This is a genomic window from Hahella sp. NBU794 (assembly GCF_050749805.1).
Classification (GTDB): domain Bacteria; phylum Pseudomonadota; class Gammaproteobacteria; order Pseudomonadales; family Oleiphilaceae; genus Hahella.
This window is the reverse complement of sequence record NZ_CP192738.1, coordinates 3194961-3217471: the sequence shown is the minus strand read 5'-3', so window position 1 is coordinate 3217471 and position 22511 is coordinate 3194961. Positions and strand designations below refer to the sequence as shown.

At 53.7% G+C, this 22511-nt stretch carries 18 protein-coding genes; 6 read left to right on the top strand and 12 right to left on the bottom strand.

Translation table 11 applies throughout. The features are described from left to right. Positions 1–10: 10 nt before the first annotated feature. From ACQYWX_RS14340 to ACQYWX_RS14325, 4 genes are all read right to left on the bottom strand, one after another. Positions 11–2803 carry an Hsp70 family protein gene (locus ACQYWX_RS14340; protein ID WP_431689279.1) on the bottom strand — a complete coding sequence of 931 codons (2793 nt, stop codon included), beginning with the start codon at positions 2801–2803 and terminating at the stop codon, positions 11–13. Between the two features lie 2 nt (positions 2804–2805). After that, positions 2806–4662 (bottom strand): Hsp70 family protein, encoded by a 1857-nt coding sequence (locus tag ACQYWX_RS14335; protein WP_431689278.1) that lies wholly within the window; start codon positions 4660–4662, stop codon positions 2806–2808. Next, entirely contained in the window at positions 4659–5252 is a 594-nt protein-coding gene (locus ACQYWX_RS14330) for a DUF2760 domain-containing protein (RefSeq protein ID WP_431689277.1), read from the bottom strand. Before ACQYWX_RS14330 ends, ACQYWX_RS14335 begins: the two co-directional genes overlap by 4 nt. 316 nt (positions 5253–5568) lie before the next feature. Then, complete coding sequence (locus ACQYWX_RS14325; protein ID WP_216736221.1) at positions 5569–5784, bottom strand: hypothetical protein; 216 nt, start codon at positions 5782–5784, stop codon at positions 5569–5571. A gap of 456 nt (positions 5785–6240) precedes the next feature. On the opposite strand from ACQYWX_RS14325, the gene ACQYWX_RS14320 reads away from it, so the two are divergent. Next, positions 6241–6528, top strand: coding sequence for an HlyU family transcriptional regulator (locus tag ACQYWX_RS14320; RefSeq protein WP_011397462.1), 288 nt, complete (start codon positions 6241–6243; stop codon positions 6526–6528). Between the two features lie 9 nt (positions 6529–6537). Here ACQYWX_RS14320 and ACQYWX_RS14315 read toward each other — a convergent pair whose 3' ends face one another. Beyond that, the gene (locus ACQYWX_RS14315; RefSeq protein WP_431689276.1) at positions 6538–7329 is read right to left on the bottom strand and encodes a DUF4272 domain-containing protein; all 792 of its coding nucleotides are present in this window, start codon (positions 7327–7329) and stop codon (positions 6538–6540) included. 338 nt (positions 7330–7667) lie between these two features. On the opposite strand from ACQYWX_RS14315, the gene ACQYWX_RS14310 reads away from it, so the two are divergent. Beyond that, positions 7668–8534, top strand: a complete 867-nt coding sequence (locus ACQYWX_RS14310; protein ID WP_431689275.1) for a cytolethal distending toxin subunit B family protein — start codon at positions 7668–7670, stop codon at positions 8532–8534. A gap of 23 nt (positions 8535–8557) precedes the next feature. Then, positions 8558–9079, top strand: coding sequence for a ricin-type beta-trefoil lectin domain protein (locus ACQYWX_RS14305; protein WP_431689274.1), 522 nt, complete (start codon positions 8558–8560; stop codon positions 9077–9079). Between the two features lie 77 nt (positions 9080–9156). On the opposite strand, the gene ACQYWX_RS14300 is transcribed toward ACQYWX_RS14305, so the two are convergent. Further along, entirely contained in the window at positions 9157–9987 is an 831-nt protein-coding gene (locus tag ACQYWX_RS14300; RefSeq protein WP_431689273.1) for a class I SAM-dependent methyltransferase, read from the bottom strand. Positions 9988–10219: 232 nt separating this feature from the next. Here ACQYWX_RS14300 and ACQYWX_RS14295 point away from each other — a divergent pair, with 232 nt between their 5' ends. Next, positions 10220–11101, top strand: a complete 882-nt coding sequence (locus tag ACQYWX_RS14295) for a hypothetical protein (RefSeq protein ID WP_431689272.1) — start codon at positions 10220–10222, stop codon at positions 11099–11101. A 22-nt stretch (positions 11102–11123) separates the two neighbouring features. Then, a complete protein-coding gene (locus tag ACQYWX_RS14290; RefSeq protein WP_431689271.1) occupies positions 11124–11495 on the top strand; it encodes a hypothetical protein in 372 nt (123 codons plus the stop codon). Between the two features lie 957 nt (positions 11496–12452). Here ACQYWX_RS14290 and ACQYWX_RS14285 read toward each other — a convergent pair. The 4 genes from ACQYWX_RS14285 to ACQYWX_RS14270 form a co-directional block, all read right to left on the bottom strand. Beyond that, positions 12453–14306: a putative bifunctional diguanylate cyclase/phosphodiesterase gene (locus ACQYWX_RS14285; RefSeq protein WP_431689270.1), complete on the bottom strand. Its 1854-nt coding sequence runs from the start codon at positions 14304–14306 to the stop codon at positions 12453–12455. A 230-nt stretch (positions 14307–14536) separates the two neighbouring features. Further along, positions 14537–15892, bottom strand: a complete 1356-nt coding sequence (locus ACQYWX_RS14280) for a phytase (protein WP_431689269.1) — start codon at positions 15890–15892, stop codon at positions 14537–14539. A 103-nt stretch (positions 15893–15995) separates the two neighbouring features. Beyond that, the gene (locus ACQYWX_RS14275) at positions 15996–17285 is read right to left on the bottom strand and encodes a DUF2254 domain-containing protein (RefSeq protein ID WP_431689268.1); all 1290 of its coding nucleotides are present in this window, start codon (positions 17283–17285) and stop codon (positions 15996–15998) included. Positions 17286–17700: 415 nt separating this feature from the next. Further along, on the bottom strand, positions 17701–18789 hold the full coding sequence (locus tag ACQYWX_RS14270; protein WP_431689267.1) for a hypothetical protein: 1089 nt from the start codon (positions 18787–18789) through the stop codon (positions 17701–17703). Between the two features lie 302 nt (positions 18790–19091). Here ACQYWX_RS14270 and ACQYWX_RS14265 point away from each other — a divergent pair, with 302 nt between their 5' ends. Then, positions 19092–19541 carry a hypothetical protein gene (locus tag ACQYWX_RS14265; protein ID WP_431689266.1) on the top strand — a complete coding sequence of 150 codons (450 nt, stop codon included), beginning with the start codon at positions 19092–19094 and terminating at the stop codon, positions 19539–19541. Here the strand turns inward: ACQYWX_RS14265 and ACQYWX_RS14260 are convergent. Both ACQYWX_RS14260 and ACQYWX_RS14255 read right to left on the bottom strand, forming a co-directional pair. Beyond that, positions 19522–19902: a hypothetical protein gene (locus tag ACQYWX_RS14260; protein WP_431689265.1), complete on the bottom strand. Its 381-nt coding sequence runs from the start codon at positions 19900–19902 to the stop codon at positions 19522–19524. The genes ACQYWX_RS14265 and ACQYWX_RS14260 overlap by 20 nt on opposite strands. Positions 19903–20091: 189 nt before the next feature. Next, positions 20092–22452 carry a DNRLRE domain-containing protein gene (locus ACQYWX_RS14255; protein WP_431689264.1) on the bottom strand — a complete coding sequence of 787 codons (2361 nt, stop codon included), beginning with the start codon at positions 22450–22452 and terminating at the stop codon, positions 20092–20094. Positions 22453–22511: the final 59 nt, after the last annotated feature.

Genomic DNA, 22511 nt, shown 5'->3' with positions numbered 1-22511 from the left:
TTTCTGTCGCCTATTCAGCCAACAGCTTGAGCCCGGAGGGCAACGCTTCGCCGAATACGCGCTTGGTTTCCGCCTCATCCAGCTCCACCACCTGGGACACCATGTCGACCCAGACCGCCGGCGCCTTGGCGGTTTTCAACGCCGCGGCCACTGCATTGCGGTCCGCTTCGGACAGATCCCGTACGCGATCGCCGCTCATGCGCGATAGCATCACCGTAGCAAAGGCCGCTTCCTGATTCTTTTTCCAGTCTTGTTTGAGCAACTGCGGCAACCAGCCGGACACTGTCTCTGCAGTAACCACATTGTGCGCGCTGCCATGGAAAGGCTGCCGCGAGGCGATGCGTCCGAGCGCCCACCAGCTTGCAACAGGTTCGCTGGGTTTCTGCAGACGCTGTAACAGCCACTTGGCGACTTCGACCTTGGTTTCCACTGGCAAGCGCTCCAGCGCCGCCGCCAATCGCACCATGTCCTCGTAGGACTTGAACGCTGGCGTCGCCACCAGCTTGCGGCTACGCAATGCGGCCGGATTAATGTAGACCGCCGCATCTTTGTAAACGCGCTGCTGCTGCTCACTGTTGAGCCCGCCAGCGACACGACGCCAGAAGGTCCACCATTCGCTCCACAGCTGCCCTTCCTTATCGAATTGCAGCCCTTGCTGATAAATTTTCCAGACTTGCTGCACCCGCCAGTCATCCAGGGGATCGCCAAAACCGGGACGCAGGCAGTATCCTGCGAAATTGAGCCAGATACGCTCATGCGCTGCGGAACGGCGACGATTTTTTGAGCCTTCCAGAAACTTGTCGAAAACGGCGCGCAGCGTGGGCATATCCCATTGGTCGCGCTTACCAAGCAGCTTTTCCAGATCATTGCGCAGCGTTTTGATGGAGTCGCCGCCTTTTTTGTTGGAACTGTAGGCCGCTCCGATTTTGCCCGCCGCTTCAGCGAACTTGGCGGGCAATTGCGCGCTACTGTCTTCCACCGGAGTCTGTTTGCGTAATTGGAAATCCAGCCGCCAGCGTTGTGGGCTGGCGTCGCCGCCGGCGATTCCCACGCACTCGACCTGTAACGCGCCGGCCTCCGTCAGCACCGCGCTCAGTTCCACTTCAACTTCTGCGCCGCTGTCCTCCGCATCGGCGCTCAACGCCGACACCATGGGCGGCAGGAAGATGAAGTCGTCATCGTTCATTTCCTGCAGATCGCCCGCGCTGAATGTCCTGTCGCCCGTTGAGGACGCCAAGTGGAAACGCACCGGGCGTCCGATACGCAACGCGAATTTACGACCATGCAGACGGATTTCTTCGCCTTCTTCCGTCGCTTTGGGCAATAAGCAAACGCCAAACTTCTTGTCTGCGGCGGCGTCAGTGGACGCCTCCACAATCAGAAAATAAGAGCGCGCCGAGCCGCCGCCGATTTTGATCTGCGCGCCTTTACGCGCCAGCCCGTAGGCCACTCCGCCAAAAGCCACCGCCAGATTGGGATGGGCATTATCCAGCAGCTTAACCGGGGCGCCATTCCATTGACTTAACAGCGCCTGCGCCCGCTCACTGAGTAACGGGCTGTTGAATACGCCGCCGTTCAGCAACAGCACGTCGGGAACCGCCGCAGCCGTTTCACTGGTCTTCAACGCCTGTCGGCAGGCCTGCTCATGACGGGCCAGGAATTCCGCAATGTATTTGCTGACGGCAGGGTCCGGCGCATAGGGCAAACCAAACTCCACCACCGCGCTGCGTCGCCTGGCGGGACGCTCGCTGAATTCACAAAGAGGAAAAAAACCGTCCACGGCGATATGGTGGGCTTCTTCACGGGTCAGTTCGCAACTTTTAGCGCCGCCGATCAACTTGGCGCCGCCGCCCAGCACCGTCACGGAAGCGGCATCAGGCGCTTCCGGCGACAATAGTAACTCTTTGGCTTTTCGGGTTTGCTGGATCAGCTGGGAAAGCGCGGCTGCGCTGAGCTTACGCGCGCTGGCGATGCGCTGTTCCGCTATATGGGCCAGCGCCAGATCGATATTGTCGCCGCCGAGCATAAGGTGGTCGCCCACCCCGACGCGATTGAGGGTCAGCTCGCCTTGATCGCCGGACCCGGCCGCCACTCTGATCAGACTCAAATCCGTGGTGCCGCCGCCAACATCGCACACCAGCAAGAGTCTGGCGTCCTGCAACAGTGATTGCGCCTGTTCTTTATTACGCGCGCACCAGTCGTATACGACCGCCTGCGGCTCCTCTAACAACAGAACTTCCGGCAAGCCCGCCAGACGTGCGGCTTCAAGAGTAAGGGAACGGGCGCCTTCATCAAAAGACGCCGGCACCGTGATGACGACTTCCTGCTGTTCCAGCAGGTCCTGCGGATGCTCCCTGTTCCAGGCCTGTCTGACGTGATGCAGGTAGCTCGCGCTGGCGAGCAGTGGAGACACTTTGACCACGTCCTCCGCCGCCGCCCAGGGCAGAATGTCCGCAGTGCGCTCCACCTGGGGATGGGACAGCCAGCTCTTGGCGCTGGACACCAGTCGGCCATCGACTTTGGAGCCCAACTCCCGCGCCCATTCGCCGATCACAACCTGATCGATCTCACCGGGTAACGCCTGAGGGCGCCAAGGCAGTTGCAGATGATGCTCCGCAATCTCGCCGGGGGCCGGATGGTAGCGGAAAGACGGCAGCATGGGCTTTTTCGCCAGCTCGCCCGGCGCCACCAACTGCTCGATTTCAAACAACTTGGGAACGGCGTTTTCCGCTCCTGTTGAGATGTCCGTATAGGCCACCACCGTGTGAGTGGTGCCCAAATCTATCCCTACCAGATATTTCACTCTCAACCCTCGCGTACGTCGAACTCAACCTGCCATCTTGCATCGCCGTTTCTGGGAATGGCCTCCAGACACAGGGTGCCGACTTCAGTGACCCGCGCCGACAGACGCACCGGCACGATTTCTCCCGGACGACGCCCTTCCGCCGGTAGCGAGGCCTGGATTTCCGGCAACTCTTCCAGTTCATCCGGACCCCAGGCGTCCAGCACCATGCCCGGCTCGTCATCGCGACGCAACGTGGAGCCAAAAAATTTGAAGCGCACGGGTTCGCCAACGATCAAGCCCAGTTCCTGGCTTTCCACTTTCACTTCTGAGCCTTCTTCCATGCCGAAAGGCGCGACGCACAGGGCTTCCATCGGCGCTTCCATACCAGGCACCGCCGGCATGGCGCTCTCGATTCCCACATAATAGGCGCTGGCGATGCCGCCGCGAATGCGTACGCCGCGTCCACGGCGCACATAGCCGTAATAAGCCGCCCCGCAGGCTACCGCCAGGTCAAGATCGCTGTCCTGCAGCAATCTTGCGGAAGGCGCGCCAGCGTCGCTCAGCCAGTGGTTGATGATCTTCATCAGACGCGAGGACAAAGCCGGCGCTTTAAGTACGCCGCCATTGAACAACACTGCGGTGGGTTTGATAAATTCGCTTTCATTTTGCGCCAACAGTTCGTTGGCGGCGGCGTGCTGACGACTCAAAAACGCCGCCAGATGACGAGTAACCGCCGCGTCCTGGGCGTAAGGCAGGCTGATTTGTGTCAGCGCTCGACGCATTTGCTGTTTCGGATGTTCGTGAACGCCGACTTGCGGGAAAAAGCCTTCCACCAGGGTCTGCTGTACTTCTTCACGAGTCAATTCCGTGCGCAAGGAGCCGCCCAGCAGTTTCGAACCTCGGCTGGGCACCACAATCGGAACCGCGTTCACGTCCTGATCCGACAGCAGTGCTTCTTTGGCGTCGCGGCAACCATGTACGATCGCCTGAATCTGCCAGGGCTGCAGTTCTTTGCCTTCCTGCGCCAGCTTGTTCTTCACCCGATAAGCCAGGGCCAGGTCCATGTTGTCGCCGCCCAGCAGAATATGTTCGCCCACCGCGACGCGATTCAGTTCCAGTCCGCCGTCCTGCTCGGTGACCGCAATCAAGGACAAGTCCGTGGTGCCGCCGCCGATGTCCACCACCAGCACAATATCGCCAACGCCCACCTGGTCGCGCCAGGAGCCGCCACTGGCCTTGATCCAGTTATAAACCGCCGCTTGAGGCTCTTCCAACAGAGTCAGATTGCCAAGACCGGCGGCTTTCACCGCTTCTACGGTGAGATCCCGCGCAGCAGGGTCGAACGACGCAGGCACCGTCACCACCACGTCCTGTTCATTCAGCGGATAGCCCGGGTGTTTATGATTCCAGGCGTTACGCAGGTGCTCCAGATAACGAATGGTCGCCGCCAGAGGAGAAATGCGCGCCACTTCTTCCGGGCTGTTGAGGGGAAGAAAATCGGAACGGCAGTCGACACCGCCATGACACAGCCAGCTTTTGGCGCTCGCCACCAGACGCATCGGCGTTTTCGCCCCCAGTTCACGGGCGACGCCGCCCACCAGGGCATCCGCTCTGACCGCCCAGGGCAGGGCCAACTCCCCTTCTCCCAGCTCGGATTCATGGGGTTGATATAAAAATGACGGCAGTTGCTTCTTTTCCTCTACACTGCCCGGACGGGTCAGTTGCGGCACGGGCATTACGTCCTGGCGCAGTTGATCTTCGTCCAGCGCCTGACCGCTTTCATCGGTCAGTTCAATGTAGGACAGCACGCAGTTGGTGGTGCCCAGGTCGATGCCCACACTATAACGGGGCGATCTATCGGCGTTCATATCGCTCATAGTTCGACCTCCGCCGGCGCGATAATGGCGGCGTCATGTTCTTTGGCGAGTTTCGGCAGCTTCACGTCCACCGCCTTCCAGCCGCGATGCACCAACACGCCGGTGAATGGCGCCTGGCCTGCGACATTGCCGGTCAAACGCACTTCAGAGGCGTTGAATCCTTCCGGCAGTGTGACGCGGGTTTCTTCTTCCTCCTGACGCAGCGGCGCCAGAGTGAAGTATTCGTTCAGGGTCTTTTGACCGCCTTCGTGTACGACACGCGCCGCCGCGCCGATATCCGCATCGCTGAAACCAGCCAGGTCTTCTTTCAGGAAATCGATAAAGCGGGCGTTCTGTTGTAACAGGGCTAATAACTGCAGGGCTGAATCCGGCGTTGAATCTTTAAAGGGGTTAACAGGTTCAGGTTTGACTTCCGGCGCCGGTTCGGCGGTTTTTTCAACCGGTTGCGGCGCAGGCTGCGACGCGACGCTCTGTGATTTCGCATTTTTTCTGGCGCTCAGCCACGCCGCCAGAAATACAATTGCGAATACAGCCAATCCCAAATGCAACAGATCAATTGTTGTGGGCATTGCGGTTAAATTCAGATTCATTATTTTCTCTCTTAATCCTTAGCTATGTTGATGCTGGATTCCGTTGCTGATCAATTAATATGCATATGCGCATCATAGGAAACGCAAATACGCGCCGGGCTTGTGATACGACAGCAACAGACAAATAAACTTGTTGGCCCGGGCGGCGGATAATTCGGGCGTGCAGACGCAGTGCGGCGGCTCAGCCGGCGCATATGATAGCAATAACTTAAAGACGAAGTAACACCGTACGGCGGACGACTCGGCGTCTGCCATCATTCTACTGCTCACTATAAAGACTGCTCGTGAAAGAGACGGTTACGCGCGGGAACTTTATTTAATCTGATTTATGAATTTCGTTAAGAGACAGAATATCAATCACGTCGGATATATCCTTGTGGTATTCCTCCATTAACTGATCCAGCTTCCGCTTAAAGTCGTCCTGTTTGCGATCTTTCATGCTTGAGTCCATTTCCTGCAGCGCTTCTGACAAGCGTTGCGAGACTTCCCGTGGGCTGAGCTTTTTCAGATCTTTTAAAATCTTTAACTGCATGTATGAGTAATCGTTTTTAGCTATCGAGTTAATTGAAAAGCTGTCCGGGAGGTCGAAATCCGACAGTGGACAGGTTTCGTTCAATATAGTGGAGGCGGCGCATCAAGACAATTTGAGGCCGATTTATATTACCCTGTTTGTCGTCCAGAACAAACATTCATTTGTTTATAATACCACGGCGATCTTAATTGATTACTTTAAGATTATTAATAAATGTATCAATCGGTCAAAAAGTCATCATCCTTTTGTGATTTTACCCACTCGATTGGCCTCTCCCACTCGGCCAACCACTGATCCTGTCTTGTCGCACCAATAGTCTCACCGGGTGAATAATTGTAAGCGCCGGATGTCGGACAAGAACCTCATCCATTTGAAAAATCCCGCGCTTACGCCACAATAAGCGACTGAGCGGGACCTCATACGTCCTCATTACCTTGTTATAAACAGGAGAAAAGCATGGGCCTGGGCTCATTTTTTAAATCCATGTTCGGCGGCGAAAAAGCCCCTGAGCCGGAAGATATTATCGAACACAAAGGTTTCCAGATAATTCTGAAGCCACGTAATCTGGGCGGAAATTACGGCGTCGGCGCGATTATTCGCAAAGAGATCGACGGCGAGGTTCGCGAACATCAGTTCATCCGCGCCGACCAGATCCCCAGCAAAGAACAATGTAATGAAATTACCTTGATGAAGGTAAAAACAGCCATCGACCAACTGGGCGACGATCTGTTTCAACCACAATGATCTGACCGCTCAGGTGTCAGTGGTAATAGCGTCCCAGTCCTGATTCATATAACGAATCAGCCAATTAAGCGCGTAATGCCGTTCCATAATGATTTCTTCATTAATGGCGGCATTGCTTACGCCTTTCATGCGAAGCTCAATCGCCGCCCAATGCAGACGATAATAAAAGTCCGCCATATCAAGTATCTCATCCATAGAGCGAAGCTGCGCTTGTGTCGCCAGAGTGTCTCCAGGATGACTGACAATAACGCCAACGTCTGATTCGACATCGCATATCTGGTCGGGCGGCGGCAAAGCCTCTTTATAACCCAACGCCCATAACAATACGTCCAGCCCTTCATAGCGCCAGCTGAATTTGCTCCGGTCTTTTTCCGATGGCGTCGCTGTATTCACAAACGCCAACTCTTCCGGAGAGAAATAGGATTCCGCGCCCCAATTGTCGATAATCCCGCGCACCTGTTCATGGGGCATGCCTTCCGCCTTGACCGCCGCAATGGCCACGGCAATCGCTCTGCGCGCAACGTCGGCCTTCTCTCTTGGTTCAATTGCAGCCGCATCTTCCACTACCGGCAGATTCTGATTCACTGGGCCGCCCAGCGCTTTCACCTCAGCCGTATATTTGCGTTTTCTCTCCAGCTGCGCCGAGGTCGGCTGCGGCGAATCCAGATTAGTTCTCACCACGCCTTGCAGCGCCTCCTCAGCTACCTGAACACCCCGTTCTTCCGCCACAGCTGTTGCTCCTGTCAGTATGAAATTAGAAATGAATGTCGCCAGACACACGCCAAATAGTTTCAGTTTCAATGCAAACCATCCTTAGATACATGTTAAAGCGCACAACAAGTTACAACCTATTAATTTTCATCGCAATATAAATGACAACTCATAGTCTTTCAGACAATATTTACGGTCTGCCGCCGAAAACAGAAAAGCCATCTTTTTCTATCACTCCATCACGTTTATACGTGGCCTTATAAAAACACTTAGCCAGCCATTCATTTAAATCGGGTCAAATATCCTTTATATGAGAATCTTTTAATAAAAAACAGGGAACCAAAGTCAAAAGGCGTTGTTTAATTAATTCGAATGCGATGGCATTCGCATTCAAAACGAGAAGATATATCACAATAGAGGATGTTTTAATGCCTATTCAGGTTTATCGATGGATATTTAAACAACTGTCCTTTTGGACATTAACGTTACTGGTTGTTCCACTTTCTCATGCCGCACTATTCGATCGAGTCGCCGTTACCTGGAACTTACAAGGCTCCAGCCATGCATCGGAAAGTAAATGGAATGTAAGCATCCGCCAGTTGTTGAGCGGCTCTGATCGCGCACAAGTGTTGGCGATTCAGGAAGCCGGCTCGGTTCCTGATTCCGCCGAGCTGATGCCTCAACTCACCCCGCCGCGACTGGATAATCCCCATGCAGTTCAGGTTCCGGTTGAAGAATACCGTTGGAATATTGGCACGCGTTCTCGCCCTGATTACCGCTGGATCTATTTTTCACGCAACGACACTGGCGCCAACCGGGTTAATGTCGCTATCGTCACGGAAGAACGCGCCAACCGGGTGATTATCCTTCCTCCTCCCGCCAATTACGCCAGCGCCCGCCCCATTCTGGGCGTTGAAGTAGGCGCCGCTGGAGACACTTACTTCTCCATTCACGCTTCCGCCAACGGGGGAACGGACGCCGCGCTGATCGTGAATGCAGTGCATAACTACTTCGCTACAGCGAACAACAACGCCCCCTTCATGATCATGGGCGACTGGAACCGCAGTCCTCAAGCGCTGAATACGCAACTGGCGACCAACCACCCGGTGGTTCACGCCAATATCAATCTGGTCAATCAAGGCTCCGCCACCCAGCGCAGCGGGGGCAACCTCGATTACGCCGTCACCGGCTCCATCGCAGGCAGCGCCAATTTAATGCGGGCGCTACTGGGTATCGCCTCTCTGGTTGGACAACTTTCTTCAGACCATACCCCTGTCAGATTTCAACGTTATTAATTAAATAATCAGGACTATTAAATATGTTATCTCGAATTCTACCTGCACTTATTATCAGCGCAGCGATGGCGCAAACCACTCATGCCGAAGACTATGTCAATGCGGCCTTGGAAAATGTTTATACCGGACAATTGTTAGTTAACTATCATAATGGCGCAGGCTATGTATTTACTTACCCTGCTTATGAATATACGGGGAGCGATTTCGAACGCATTAACTGGCGGACGGAATATCTTGCGGACGGTTCACTCCGTTTTAGAAATGCTTATTACACAGATGTATGCCTGCATGTAGACAGTGATTATTCTGGTGTTTATACGCAGGCTTGCGACAACTCCGATCATCAACGTTTCACGCCGATTTATACTTCCACTGGCGCAGTGCAATTGCAGAACCGCAGCAATTCCAACTGTCTCTATGTGGACTCAGGCAGTTCCAACTCGAGCGTCTACCATAAGAGCTGTTCCACAGGCTCCATCGACGCCAGCGAGTTATGGGTGATTACGGTTCCTCGGGGCGCGGCGAAATCGCTGCCGACGCAATAAGCATTATTGACGAAGTCACTGGATTGACCCGTTAACAACCAGGCGCAGGGATGCGCCTACTCAACAATCAAAAGCCTCTATTTCCTTGCGACTACTTGCGCGAGCGTTATGCGCCCATCTTGCAGGTTACGCCCTTGATTTTGCGCCATAACCTGGAAGTCGCTCCCCATCAATACATGGAACCCCAACGGCGGAAGACCGTTTTTCTGGATATTCTCAACCAATGAGGTAAACCATGTTAGCGCCGCCTCGGTTGAATCCGTCCAATCCGAAATAACAAAGCCTGCCTCTTCCAACAATTGGCGTAGTTCAACGGGCTCAACAAGAAAGCTCGTTGCCGGCGTGCGCGCCCAGGGGACAGGAAACAACACCGGTCCGGAGGGACCAGCCAGAATGTCATAAATCGCCATTACGCCCCCCGGTTTCAGCACACGGTACATCTCACTGTAAAGCCGGGTTTTGTCTGGAATATTCATGGCGACATGCTCACTCCAAACAACATCAAACGTCTCATCCTCAAACGGCAGATTAACGGCGTCTCCCTGGCGATATTCCGTCAAAGCTTGCAGGCCGACTTTGGCGGATAACATAGCCGCGGCGCGACAGTATTCATCAGTCAGATCTACGCCAGTAACGCGACAGCCAAACTTCTGTGCGAGACAACGCGAGGTCCCGCCAATACCACTACCGACATCAACCACCCGCTTCTTCGCATCCAACGCCACCACATGAGCCAGCTCAAGCGTCGCCGCCCGACCGCGAATATGGAACGCATCAATCGGCGTCAAGTCCTCCGGGGTGAGCTGATCCAAATCTTTCCCCGCGCGCGCCAAAGCCGCCAATATAAGGCTACCCACGTCCGGGCGGGTATAGTGGCTCTCTATCGCTTCATTGACTTGATGGGGCATATAAAGTCCTTCTCTTCATAATCATTATTCTTGCGCTTCACTCATTCATAGCGCCATTGGATGTTCCCTGCAGATTGTTTTTCATACAAGTCATGAATAAACGTTTAGGCCACCTGCTCAATTTAGTGTTCTCTCCTTTGTTCCTCTCTGGCAAACTCCCCAAAGAAGTTCGAAGCTAACTTAACCTGCTTTCTCCGGTCAAAGTATATTCATCCGCCAAGCTAAGGTATTTATGTCCGAAATACGCACTATCGAATGCATCGTAGACAACCGCACCCTGATTCTGGCCCTGGACGAGTTGTATCGTCGGCGCATGCAGTCTTTTGAAGTGAATACGCTCCTGCCAGCGGCCAAAGCGGTGGCGAAGGTATTGGATGTAGAGCCATGTAGTGGGCCGGTAGAGGGTTACTATGCAGAGACAGAAGCACTGACAGAGTACTTTCAGTTCATGCGCTCTTTACAGCAACAGGGTGCGCGTTCCGCAGATAAGGTGGAAGAGATGCCTGAATTCCGTCAATTGCTGAAAGTCTGTAACGCGGCGATTTATGGCGCTGGCGCCAACCATAGCGGGCTCTTGCCTTCACGACATGATCCCCTCTACTACGCATTAAACTCTCTGCCTCCTGATGAATGGGTGTTGGCGACATTGACGGAATTGGCGGCGAACATCGCCCGGGAGAAAGACGATTATTCATTGGTCGGCATCGCCTCTCTATCCCAGGAGCCCTTACTGATTGCCGCATTACGTGAAAGCTGCGTCTTGTATGGGGCGGTTGCGGCAGGATGCGCGCCCGGCGTTTCTCCGGTTCAATACCAATACATCTGGAAAGTCGACCAAGAAATTGAAGACGCCTGCAATCGATTCATCAACGAGTTCAATGCATTGACGCAAAGCGACATCCTTCCTGCGACGGCTGATAACGCTGAATATTTCTATGACGCCGCGCAGGATGCGGATATTACCGGTCGCTGTGTTCGCATTGGCTATGACGACAGCGTTTATCCCACCCGACATTACCACTGGGCGATTAACGACAGACGCAAAGTCGAGGAATTTTGGAGCGATGAGTTGTGGACGACGCAGCGCTATTGCGACGAAAAGCTTTGGCCCTGAAACAACTGTTGGCGAAGCAGAAATGATCACACACGGACTCAGAAAAGGGGTGGCTGCGACGATGATTCTGGCGGCGACATCTGTCGCCCTTTTGGGTCCACAAGCGTCAGCGCAAGACAACACGGCCTCCGCCCCTAGACAGAACTGCAGCGCCATGCACAAGTCGCTCGGCGCCTACACGCTCATCCTGGAAGACCTTAAAAAGCGCTACACCGGTGTGAGCGATGGAGAGATCACTAATATAAAAGCGACGTCCACATGGAGTTACGTCGTCTCAATCGCCCGCGAAGAACGCATTGAGAAAATCACCTACAAGGTCGACTTAAACCCGGATTGCACCATACAAATTCTTGAGCGCGCCGAGACGGCGGTCACTCCTGACCTCGGCCATTAGCCTTTGCTGGAAAACTTTTCTTGGGGATACACAGACAACGATGGGCAAAGTATTAGAGAAAGTCATAGACAACCGCATGCTGTTAATCGGGCTAAACTAAAGACGCCCCCTCACCCCGTTCGCCCTGAGCCTGTCGAAGGGCCTCCCAGAGCGCTAGCCCAAACAGAATTCCTTCAAGTGAAAACTATTTTCTCGCTTGATTAGTAACACTTCTGGTATTGCGGGAGACTGCCAGCCCTTCGACAGGCTCAGGGCGAACGGGGTATTGGTTGTTGTGACGCCAATCCGGCATTCAAATAGCGTCCTTAACCAAAAAGGAATGAAAAATACTGAGCCTCCCTAAGCAACGCCCCACCCCGCTCGCCCTGAGCCTGTCGAAGGGCCTCCCAGAGCGCTAGCCCCAATAGAGCCCACTTTCAGTGGAAGCTATTCCCCCCTGGATCAGTAACACTTCTTGTATCGCGGGTACTGCCAGCCCTTCGACAGGCTCAGGGCGAACGGAGTCTTAGTTGTTGTGATGCCAATCCGGCATTCAAATAGCGTCCTTCACCAGAAAGGAAGGAAAAATACTGAGCAAACCCCAAGCAAAAACCCCACCCCGTTCGCCCTGAGCTTGTCGAAGGGCCTCCCAGAGCGCTAGCCCCAATAGAGCCCACTTTTAGTGGAAGCTATTCACCCCTGGATCAGTAACACTTCGGTATCGCGGGTACTGTCGGCCCTTCGACAGGCTCAGGGTGAACGGAGTATTGGTTGTTGTGATGCCAATCCAGCATTCAAATAGCGTCCTTCACCAGAAAGGAAGGAAAAATACTGAGCAACTTCCTAAGCAACGCCCCACCCCGTTCGCCCTGAGCCTGTCGAAGGGCCTCCCAGAGCGCTGGTCCAACAGAATCCCCCTCAGAGGAAGCCATTTTCCCGCTGGACTCAAAGCAATATTCCTCCCTCAAAAAATTCGCGTCATACACCAAAAAATCGCTGAGAAATCTCCGCCGGCGGCAATGGTCGGCTATACAGATATCCCTGCGCCTGATCGCAATTCATACTGGTGAGTATGCGGGCCTGTGCGGCGTCCTCGACGCCTTCGGCCACGACAATCAATCCGAGTTCCTGGCTCAGGGCGATGATGTGTTTCGCCAGCGCTTTGCATTTATCCGAGTGGTCTATTCCTGACACGAAGCTGCGATCCAGTTTCAGTTTATGCAGTGGCAGTTTGTTCAGATAGCTGAGGGAGGAAAAGCCAGTTCCGAAGTCATCGATCAGGAATTTGAAGCCGAGTTCCAGCATCTTTTTCATGTTGCAGAGAGCGCTGTCGAAGTCTTTCAGAAAGCAGCTTTCCGTGACTTCAAGCTGAATCAGCGCGCTATCCACGCCAGCGCGCGTCACGATTGATTCAATTTCCTGCGCCGTCTCAGATCTCATTAACTGGATAGTGGACAGGTTGATCGTCACCGGAACCAGCTGATCTGGATACTGGCGTTTCCACGTCGCCAGTTGTGAACACACTTCTTCCACCACCCAGCGTCCTATCTCAGCGATAGCGCCGGTCGCCTCCGCCACGGGAATGAAGTCTGCGGGAGAGACATTTCCCAGCGTCTCATCCCGCCAACGCAACAATGCCTCCAGTGACTGCAAGCGTCCTGATTTGAGGTCAATGATCGGCTGATAGTGCAGATGAAGGGATTGGTTAGCGATCGCTGAGCGCAAACGCTGCTCAATGGCGAATGCTTTTGACGCTTCATCGGACAATGTCTGTGAGTAATATTGCACGTGCGCGCACGCCCCGACGGATTTGGAGCATCTGGCGGCGTTCTCCAGCAATGAAGTAGCGTCCTCGCCGTCATGAGGATAGCTGGTGACCCCCACATTGGCTTCCAGATGCAGTTCGACGCCGCCCACATCGACGGGCTGGTTAAACAAATCATTCAATTCAAAAGGAATGGGATCGCGCAAATGCCCCGGGGTCCTTTCATAGCGAGCGCTTTTCGATTTGTTGGTGAACACCGCAAAACGATCTCCAGACAAACGTGCGACCGATCCTTTGTTTTTTATCGCCGCCTTGATCCGCTTGCCAATAACGACCAGCGCTTTATTGGCGTTGTCTTTCCCCCGGGCGCTAATGACATTGGAGAAGCGGCAAATATTCACCACGCAAACAGTGACGGAATCCAGTCTCCCGGCGCTCTTGAGACGCTGTTCGAGACGGTCCAGAAAAAGGCGCTGATTCGGCAGTCCGGTCAGCGGGTCAAAATAGGCTGACATCACCGTTTCCTGCTGCAGCCGCGTCAGTTTCACCGATTGCAGAAGCTCACTCTCCAGTAGCTTTGCGAAAATCAGCAAGCGCTTTCTATCACGCTCGGACAGCTTGCGAGGCTTTCGGTCTATCAGGCAGCAGGTGCCGACCGGCAGGCCCGACGGGCCTCTGATGACTGCGCCAGCGTAAAAGCGGATGTTGGGTTCGCCTGTGACCAGGGGATTCAAGCAGAAGCGCGGGTCATCGTGAGCGTCCTCCACCACCATGGCTTCGGGCTCAAAGATAGCGTGGCCGCAAAATGAAATCTCTCTGGACGTTTCGGGAACATTGAGACCATGAATAGACTTAAACCACTGCCGATCGCGATCAACCAGAGACAACAACACGATGGGCGCGTCAAAAACATCCGCTATCAGCGCGGTGATGCGGTCAAACCGTTCTTCAGCATCCGTGTCGAGAATTTTAAGGCTTTCAAGGTCTTTTAGACGCAGCGCTTCATTATCAGGTATTGGCGGGGGAATGAAGCCTTTGGAAACACTTTTATTCTTCGCCGAGCACATGCTTCGCCCTCTCTCCTCCGGATCTTATTGCCTTATCTGATTACGGGGTAACTCCTGGCGCAGCTCACTTCAACACGCTATCGCGGCTTTTATGAGCCGTATAAATAAATTTAGCCCAACCCGTCATCATTCCCTATTCGATTACGCCAAATTCCGCCTCTTTTTTGATCCAACTCAGCCGACGGCCGCAGATTCAGGCTACGGCCGCCGTGACGACTTTGTTCAGTCGATCAATGCGGGAACCGGTGCTTCCGGCGCGGACGCCAGCTATCCGTTTCTATCATCAACGGCGGGAACTGGCTGTTGGCGACGTCTTGCCAGGGTACGAACTTGAAGTTGGTGTTATCCCTTTTTTTGCCCTCGTCATCCAGCTCATCCGGGGTGTTGTCGCCATCCTGCACAACCAACAGGCCATAGGGGAAGTCAGGTCCCATATTGACGTTGATGACAGCGCCGCCATCGGTTTCCTGGGTTCCGTCCGTATAAGGGCCGTCGACTATGGCGAATTCTCCCACATAGGCGTTGCTCCCCTGCCGATCATAGACGACGTAACGGTCGTCCCCCTGACTGGAGGCCAGCAGATAGCCGGATTTACCTGGCCCGTAATAGATCGTCAGCCCTTCGACGTCCGCCTTCAGATGCTGACCGCCATGTCCTGGGTCCTGGTCCCACAACAGCGTGCAGACGAATTCCTCTTCTTGCTCATCCCACTCTCGGGTGTATGGCACGCCATAGGACACCACCACATCGACCAGCTCCGCCTCATCAGGATCATCCATTGGGATGCGCCAGACGCCCACTTGCTCCTGAGCGGCGTATAGCACCTGATTGCGCTCGTCGATCACCATGCCTTCCACTTGCGGGTCTTGATCGTCATCGTCCTGGCAGGGGGTCCATTCCACATCATCAGATAACTCAAATTCATCGGGCAGGTCCGTCAAATCATCCACTTCATAAGTCATGAGACCTTCTTTGGTCATCTTGAACTCAGCAATAGCCAAATCCGAGTCTTTACGCTGACTGATCACCGCATAGCCGTCCTTGTGCTTTTTCCGTTTGGATACGGCCAAGCCATAGCCTGTGCGCTGCTCGTTCACCTCGTCCTGATCATCGGAGAAAATCCAGGGAGCGTCTGGCGAGGTCACATCCGTCATTGGGGCAATATCCGCGCCGTTGTAGTCTGGATTAATGCGATAGAAGCGCAGCTTATCAGCGCCGCGATCAATGACCACAGCGAAATCGTTTTCATGTTTGCGGCTCTTTAAACCATATACCAGATCCACATTATTGAAGCGTCCGGGCGCATCGCCAGCGCTGGGAGGCAATGGCGCGTCAATGTGCTGCAGCGTTTGTCCCTGCATGTTTAATACAACGAGGCCGCCCTCTTTCAAGGTGGCGATAACCAGACTTTTAGCGGGATCTTCAGGGTGGGCCCAAATGGCGGGATCGTCCGCGTCGGAGTTCTTACCGGCGTCATCGTCATAGAATGATTCCGACTCAAAACGAGCGACAACTTGGGGAGGAGCGGCAAGAGCCTGAGCAGAGAGTGCGGCGAGAGTAAAAGGCAGTAATTTAGCGAGTTTCATTCCTTCAATTTCCTTGTAATTTCTTATCCTGGGCGCACAATGAATTTCCATTGCATTGAGGAACTTAGCGCTTTTTTATGACAATTCAAATCGCCTCTTGAGGTTATCGCTTTTGACCGTCCCCGGACGATAGTTCACAACATAAACCGGTATTGCGCACGGCCTCCAGGTCTTCTTCCAGCGTCAGGGTTTGCTCCGCCCTGGCCAGAGCCAATCGGGAATGCTTAATCGCCATGTCGCGCATGGCGCCGTCGCCGAAATGGGCCAACGCATACAATGTTTCCTGCAACCTCATGTGTACTTCCGGCGCGCCCGCCCCTTCTCTAGCGATCGCGGTGAATGCATCGTCGAACATGTCCCATAAAGACAATTCAGGAACCTGTACGCGGTCAAATTCGCAGGTCTCGGCGGCGTCTGTTTTTTCCTCCGGGCTCATCCACTGCACGAATAGACGCCCCATGGCGACGACAATGTCCCGCGCCGTTCCTGGATCATTCACCGCGGGAGATAATCCGCGAATAGCGATCTCGGACAGCACCGTCAAACCAAAGCAGGGATCTTCGTCAAAGAGGCGGTTGCGCCCGATGACAAAGGCGTTCTCGAACTTATCCGTCTCAAGCTCCTTATCGCCGCCGATGATGAAGGCGATAGGAATGCTGGGAGAAACAAAAGCGCCCGGCAACGCCGCAATCCGAATATGCACATCGTACTTCTTCGCACAGGCTTGCAGTTTGTTGCACTCGATATGCTGGACGTAGCCGACTTGCCGGGTATATAGCGGGCGGCCTTCACGGGAGGAGCCTTCGATTTCCGCACAACGCATGGTGGGCTGCGCGCGCCGACGCTTCAGCGACTGCGACGTGGCGGTCTCAACTTTTTCGATTACCGACCCCAAGCGCCCCAAACGAGCGATGCGATCCACCCAACGCACGAAGGTAACGATCACCACCGACAGTATCACCAGCGTAATGGAGCACAGCACAAATCGCCCGCTGTTGCCGTAATAGCCGTTCATCAGAGCGACCAACGCCACAATGCTGAAAATAAATGCGCCAATAAAGGTGGACAAGGCGTTCTGCGAAACATCATCGGCAATCACCAGCGCGAACGTGCGCGGGGTCGCGGTGCTGGCGGCGGACGCATAGGCGGACACCATGGAAGCCACCGCCAAAGTCGCGATAACCAGCATGCTGGCGGCGCAGATCTTCAACAGCTCGATCAAGGATTCCTTCGACACCTCCGGCGTCCACTGCTCCCATCCCATCTCAGCGCCAAACGAATCCGCTCCCCTGGACGCCAACGCCGCCGCAATGGAAAGCAAACAGACAATCAACGGCTTGATCCAAAGCCGCTCCCTGATGCGGTTGAGAATAAACTCCAACTTATCGAGCATTCCGTTTCTCCATAATGATCGTCAAGCCGTTCAGTCCAAGCTGTTAAGTTTGCATGATATTAGATACCCACTCAGCTTCTATGCAGCTTTAATGGCTCAGACGTATCGACTAAACATTCTTAATACAAACGGCCAGCCTTTAAGCGCTGGTTACAGCAGTCCCCGTATCCTGTCTATCGACTTAAACGGGTAGCAGTGATTCACAATCACCGTTTTCTTAACACTATGCTTCATATATGAAGGACGACTCCATAGGTAATCCTTCTGCAACTGCTGGCCCATCAAAGCATATTCATGCTCATATCAATCCAGACTCTATCAATACGGATAACTTGAGCCGAGAAATCATAAAGGATAAATCAAAGGAGGTGGCGCATAGCACCTTCCTCCTTTACTAGTTATACAGTCGTCATAATCACGGGCATTGCTGGAGATTGTAGTACTGCGCAACAGAACTCCAAGCCGGCCTCATCGCTGGCTCGGCATCAGCATTGAACGCAGAAACCATGCCGAACCACAAACGTCCGTCATAAGGATAGTCATTGCCTCCTACCCATGCGAATTTTGGATACTGACGATTGCGCATACATACTGAAGCGCCTAGAAAACCATCAAAGGCTGCTTTCTGATCGCTTTCATTCCATATATCACCAATAGACTTACCAAACTCGTCAATCCATAACGGTTTACTTGTAGCAGAATGATATGCATCCAGTATTTTGGTTGCAGTCGATGCGTAGGCTTCCCAGTTTGAGCCATTTGGCAAATTAATATATATAGATGCCGCAATAACAGGTACTGTCGGAGTATTTCGCTCAACCCATCCTGCAAGGCTCTTAATAAGCCGTGTATCATTATTTTGATTTCCTATGACTTCATAAGTCATATTCAAACTTGGATAGAGTTGCTCCTTCCAAGCCCACATAGCTCTGATCCAATTGGCATGATTTTTTGTAAGACCTATCTTTTCGCAGCCATCATTTAGACAAGGAGAAAGGTCGCCACCAAGCATGATCATACCAAGGTTTGTATAGTTCAGACCGCCAATCCACGAGCTATACCAGGTTTTATCATTGTCATATGGAGATTGATCATGGAACTCCCCATTACTTTTCATCTTCGGCACAAGAACGAGTTCAATTGTGAACTGACCGGCATTCTCGCCTATACGGGTAATCTCCATGAAATCATTTACTTTATCGATCATAGATTGACTCGGGACAGGATACATTTCCTCTTGATTAGGAAAATGATCTGCGCCGATCAATATGCGTATCCAGTTAACCCCTGCACTACGGTATTCTTTCAGAATATTGTCAATTTTCCTCCTGACTTCCGGGTCGTACTGGTTATTTAACACCCATGGAAAGTCCTGATGTACACCATCCAAATAGAAAAACGTCACCCCTCTCACATCACCACTAACATTAGCTGATGCTGACAGACTACATACTGAGCCAATTAGCCAAGTAAACAAAATCAAAGCACGTGATAAAATTTTCACCGAATCATTCCATTTAAATTAATAAAAGCATAGCCATTTGTTCATTAATCGTTCACAACTTCAGTTCTCACTCTCCTATTTACAATGCCAACAAGAACGACATATTGTGTCACTTAATTTAATTAAATAAGTTTAAGTCTATTCAGACTAAATTCATTATGGGTGACACTCATTTATTTCATTTAATCTCTTTCTAGAAGGCTTGAGCCCAGCTCCAATCCAAGCAATAATCCCCGGCCCCGTTTTTATACGTTATTTACACCCGTTTTAGTCACTACGGGGCGGTCATACAGGTAGCTAAGATGTACGATTTATCATTGAAAGTTAAAGGTTTTCAGAATACAGCGTCAGCGAAGCACGGCAGTTGCCTTGCGCAATGCGAGACGCTGGCCGGAAAGATTTTTGTGGATACGGATCAGCGTTGCGATCTGTATGCGCTGAACGCCATGCATTATCACTTGCGCCTACCCAGCAAGCTGATTGTCGACCCCACCATCAGTCAGTTTTTTGATGTCCCGCCCAATTATCAGCCTGAAGTGTTCGTGGGCGATATGATGGATTTGAAACGCTGCCTCAGCGATATGATGGCCCGTTTCGGCGTCGCCAAACATCACCGCGCCATTTCCGTCAATATGAGCAGCGTCGACCAATTGCTGACGCTTTGGTCCACGGCGACAGCTAAGAAAACCGGGGACCGTCTGGTGAAGCATGTGGGCTCCGCCAGCGGCAGAATCAGGGCGTATTATTCGTGAGGCCGCTGACATTGGTCTTGCGGACGCCCAGTCCAGACCAAAAGTCTTCGGGATAACTTAGCTCCGGGGTTCCCACCCAGCCCCGGACGATATTCAGCTCATAGCCCTCCTCCAGCTTTTTGTAGCTGACGCTGTGAGCGACGATCGCATCCCAATCCCCGGTGTATTGAATATCAGAGAACGTCTCAGGGTAAGCGCCGGTGCGAACCTTGTGCAGTTCGATCAAAGCAATGGCGGTTTTGAAATGCTGGTCGCCGAATTTCTGGTCAGATTCCTCCTTCAGCCCGTCGATCATGTCGCATCCGCTTAACGCCAATATCAACAGCAGAAGGCTCAGTCTTTTACTCAATGCGTTTGTCATCATTCCGTCCTTGTGCGCTGGCTGGGCGAACCACTCGAACCGAGTCGCCACGCCAGAAATTGAATACCCGTTTGGTTATTCAAATAAGGTAAAGGACGAAATTATAACGAAGGACGGCGCGGCGACCCAACCCACGCCGTCCTTTTAGATAACAGAGAGTTCAACGGCTAACCTAAACCGTATCGCTCCTTACAGCTCATATTCCACGATCAGTTTGGGCGCGCGGCTGCTCTCTCTGCTTTCGATGTCCACGCCGTTGCTGGTTCCGTCAGAAGACAACACCAGGCCGTTATTCGGCGCGCCGGATAGCCAGCTTTGCACCAACTCTATGCCAGCCGCGCCCAAATTAACCGACAGCGAGCCATTGTTGGACGGGGTGAAAGTGGCGACTTTGCCGCCGGAGGTTTCCGCATCGCTCCATTGGGCGGCGCTCTCGCTCCAGTCTCCTTTGGCGGAGTACAGGGAGTAGGAGCCGCTGGAAGGGTCGACAATGGAAAGTTCAGCTTTCACGCTGGTGATTTTCGCCTGCGCCGGCAGGTCGTTCAGATTCCAATGCATCAGTACGCGCAGTTCCTGACCGCCGTCGCTGCCGTCCGCCTCCAAGCGACTGCTATTGCGTCGACGGCCTTGCGAGCCGACCGAAACGTCCTGATCAGAGGAAAACGACTTGGCGCCCCGTCCCGAAGAGTCATCACCGGCTTGGTGAGCGACAATAAGTTTGGCGGCCTGTCCGCCTTCTCTGGAGACAAAATCAACGCCGTCGGACGTGCCCATGCTGGCGATAATCAACCCGTTATTGGCTTCCTGACCGTTGATCCAGCCCTCCACCAAGCGACGGCCTTCCTCGTTCAGACTAATGCTCACGCCGCCTTTGCTGGAAGGCGTAACGCTTCCTACTTTGACGCCGGTAGAGGCGTCATTCCAGTCCGCGCCATTTTCCGACCAGGACGCGGAGCCAGCGTAAACGCCATATTCACCGCCGGAACTATTGACCACCTGCAGGGCCAGCTCCACGGAGTCTACACTGGAGTCGGCAGGTATCGCGCTCAAGTCCCAGGACAACAGCGCGCGCAGTTCCTGACCGCTGTCGGAGCCGTCTGCGTAGACTTCATCGCCGTTGTTATGGAAGCCGTTACTGCCTACGGTCACGTCTTGCGTCGCGGCCAAGGTTGTGGAATCGCCATCGCCTGGGTCGCCCGGACCAGGATCATCTCCGCCGCCCTTGACCTGGGTAAGGCCGTCGCCGGACCGCGTTAACGTCATGATTTCACCGACGCTCTGCGGCTTCCACAGGTTAAGACCGGAAGGCAGCGCCAAAGGATCGGCGTCCCGCTGCGCCTTGGAGAGCGCCGTCACATCGCCTTCGCCGGAAAAGCGCGCGGTGCGCACCAGCACCTCGTCGCCAGAGAACTGCACGATTTTCAGCTGCGCGAAACTGTCCTGATCGATGATCCAGTTCGCATAACGATCCGCAGACCTCGTGGGCGCGCCCCAACTGCCCTCGCCCACATACAAGGTGCCGGCGGAGGCCTGCGCATAACCACCGTTGTCCGGAACCACCGGCCAAGTGTATTTCACCAAGTGGCTGTCCGACTCGAAAGACAGGTTCATCTTGTAGGCGTAAAACGGTTGCGCCCACTCGTACATCTTGTCGTATTTGGACGGCTTCGATGTCGTGCGAGGAAACATCGGTTTGTGGTACTGGGTCATGCGCCAGGTCACGCTGGAGCCGTCGGAGGCCAGATCCGCCTTCAACCAGTCCATCTGCTCGCGCCATTCCGCTTCGTATCCAGAGTTCCGAAACTCCGTGTTAAGCGTGTAGAAACGAGCTTGTCCGCCGCCGATGGTGAAAGCGAAGTAGGTATCGTCGAGAGAGCAGGAACCATCTTTGTTGGCGTCCACACCGAACACCTTACAGATAAAGGTCTGATCGTTATCCTCGTGGTTGCCAACAGTTGGAACCAACGGATACACCCGTTTGTAATCCACCCCGTCGATGACATCGTTGGAGTAGGTTTCGGTCCAGTTATCCAGCCATTCATCCACTTCGCTGGCGCGGTTGTCGTCGGTAAGGTCGCCGCCAAAAAGCACGAACTGAGGGCGCACTTTACTGACCAGACGGTTACCCTGACGGCGCGCCGTCGGGTTACTGCGAGAGTCGCCGCCGGCGATGAAGGTCAGGTCCGCCGCGTTGTCCGACGCCGTGGTAAACCAGAAACGCTCGCCGCAACCTTTACTGTCACAGGCGCGAAAATAGTAGTTAGAGCCGGGCTGCAGGTTCGTCAGACGCACGAAATAACTGCGCAGGCTACCGTCGAAGGTATAGTTCTTCTGGTAAGCAGTATTCTCCCAGCTGTTCTCATCCGTGCTGTCGCCCCACAGAAGATAGGGTGAACCGCCAGAACCCTCGGAAAAAGCGACAATGGCTTCATGGGCGGGATCGTGGTCCCAGACCACGCGAATCTGCGTCGGCGCGGCCAACGCAGTGGACCCGGTCGCCGCCAGGGTTAAACCGGCGAGCACGGCGATTATGGGTTTATCGTTATTCATCGGTTGTAGATTTCTCCAGGTAGTTTAAGACATCGCGACGTCCGGCCTGCCGCAGCCGG

Excerpts from the sequence above, each read along its gene's own strand:
- ACQYWX_RS14275 (WP_431689268.1), bottom strand. The coding sequence starts at position 17,285 with ATGCTCGATAAGTTGGAGTTTATTCTCAACCGCATCAGGGAGCGGCTT.
- ACQYWX_RS14310 (WP_431689275.1), top strand. The coding sequence starts at position 7,668 with ATGCCTATTCAGGTTTATCGATGGATATTTAAACAACTGTCCTTTTGG.
- ACQYWX_RS14320 (WP_011397462.1), top strand. The coding sequence starts at position 6,241 with ATGGGCCTGGGCTCATTTTTTAAATCCATGTTCGGCGGCGAAAAAGCC.
- ACQYWX_RS14265 (WP_431689266.1), top strand. The coding sequence starts at position 19,092 with ATGTACGATTTATCATTGAAAGTTAAAGGTTTTCAGAATACAGCGTCA.
- ACQYWX_RS14300 (WP_431689273.1), bottom strand. The coding sequence starts at position 9,987 with ATGCCCCATCAAGTCAATGAAGCGATAGAGAGCCACTATACCCGCCCG.
- ACQYWX_RS14295 (WP_431689272.1), top strand. The coding sequence starts at position 10,220 with ATGTCCGAAATACGCACTATCGAATGCATCGTAGACAACCGCACCCTG.
- ACQYWX_RS14285 (WP_431689270.1), bottom strand. The coding sequence starts at position 14,306 with ATGTGCTCGGCGAAGAATAAAAGTGTTTCCAAAGGCTTCATTCCCCCG.
- ACQYWX_RS14325 (WP_216736221.1), bottom strand. The coding sequence starts at position 5,784 with ATGCAGTTAAAGATTTTAAAAGATCTGAAAAAGCTCAGCCCACGGGAA.
- ACQYWX_RS14280 (WP_431689269.1), bottom strand. The coding sequence starts at position 15,892 with ATGAAACTCGCTAAATTACTGCCTTTTACTCTCGCCGCACTCTCTGCT.
- ACQYWX_RS14305 (WP_431689274.1), top strand. The coding sequence starts at position 8,558 with ATGTTATCTCGAATTCTACCTGCACTTATTATCAGCGCAGCGATGGCG.
- ACQYWX_RS14290 (WP_431689271.1), top strand. The coding sequence starts at position 11,124 with ATGATCACACACGGACTCAGAAAAGGGGTGGCTGCGACGATGATTCTG.
- ACQYWX_RS14260 (WP_431689265.1), bottom strand. The coding sequence starts at position 19,902 with ATGACAAACGCATTGAGTAAAAGACTGAGCCTTCTGCTGTTGATATTG.
- ACQYWX_RS14330 (WP_431689277.1), bottom strand. The coding sequence starts at position 5,252 with ATGAATCTGAATTTAACCGCAATGCCCACAACAATTGATCTGTTGCAT.
- ACQYWX_RS14335 (WP_431689278.1), bottom strand. The coding sequence starts at position 4,662 with ATGAGCGATATGAACGCCGATAGATCGCCCCGTTATAGTGTGGGCATC.
- ACQYWX_RS14255 (WP_431689264.1), bottom strand. The coding sequence starts at position 22,452 with ATGAATAACGATAAACCCATAATCGCCGTGCTCGCCGGTTTAACCCTG.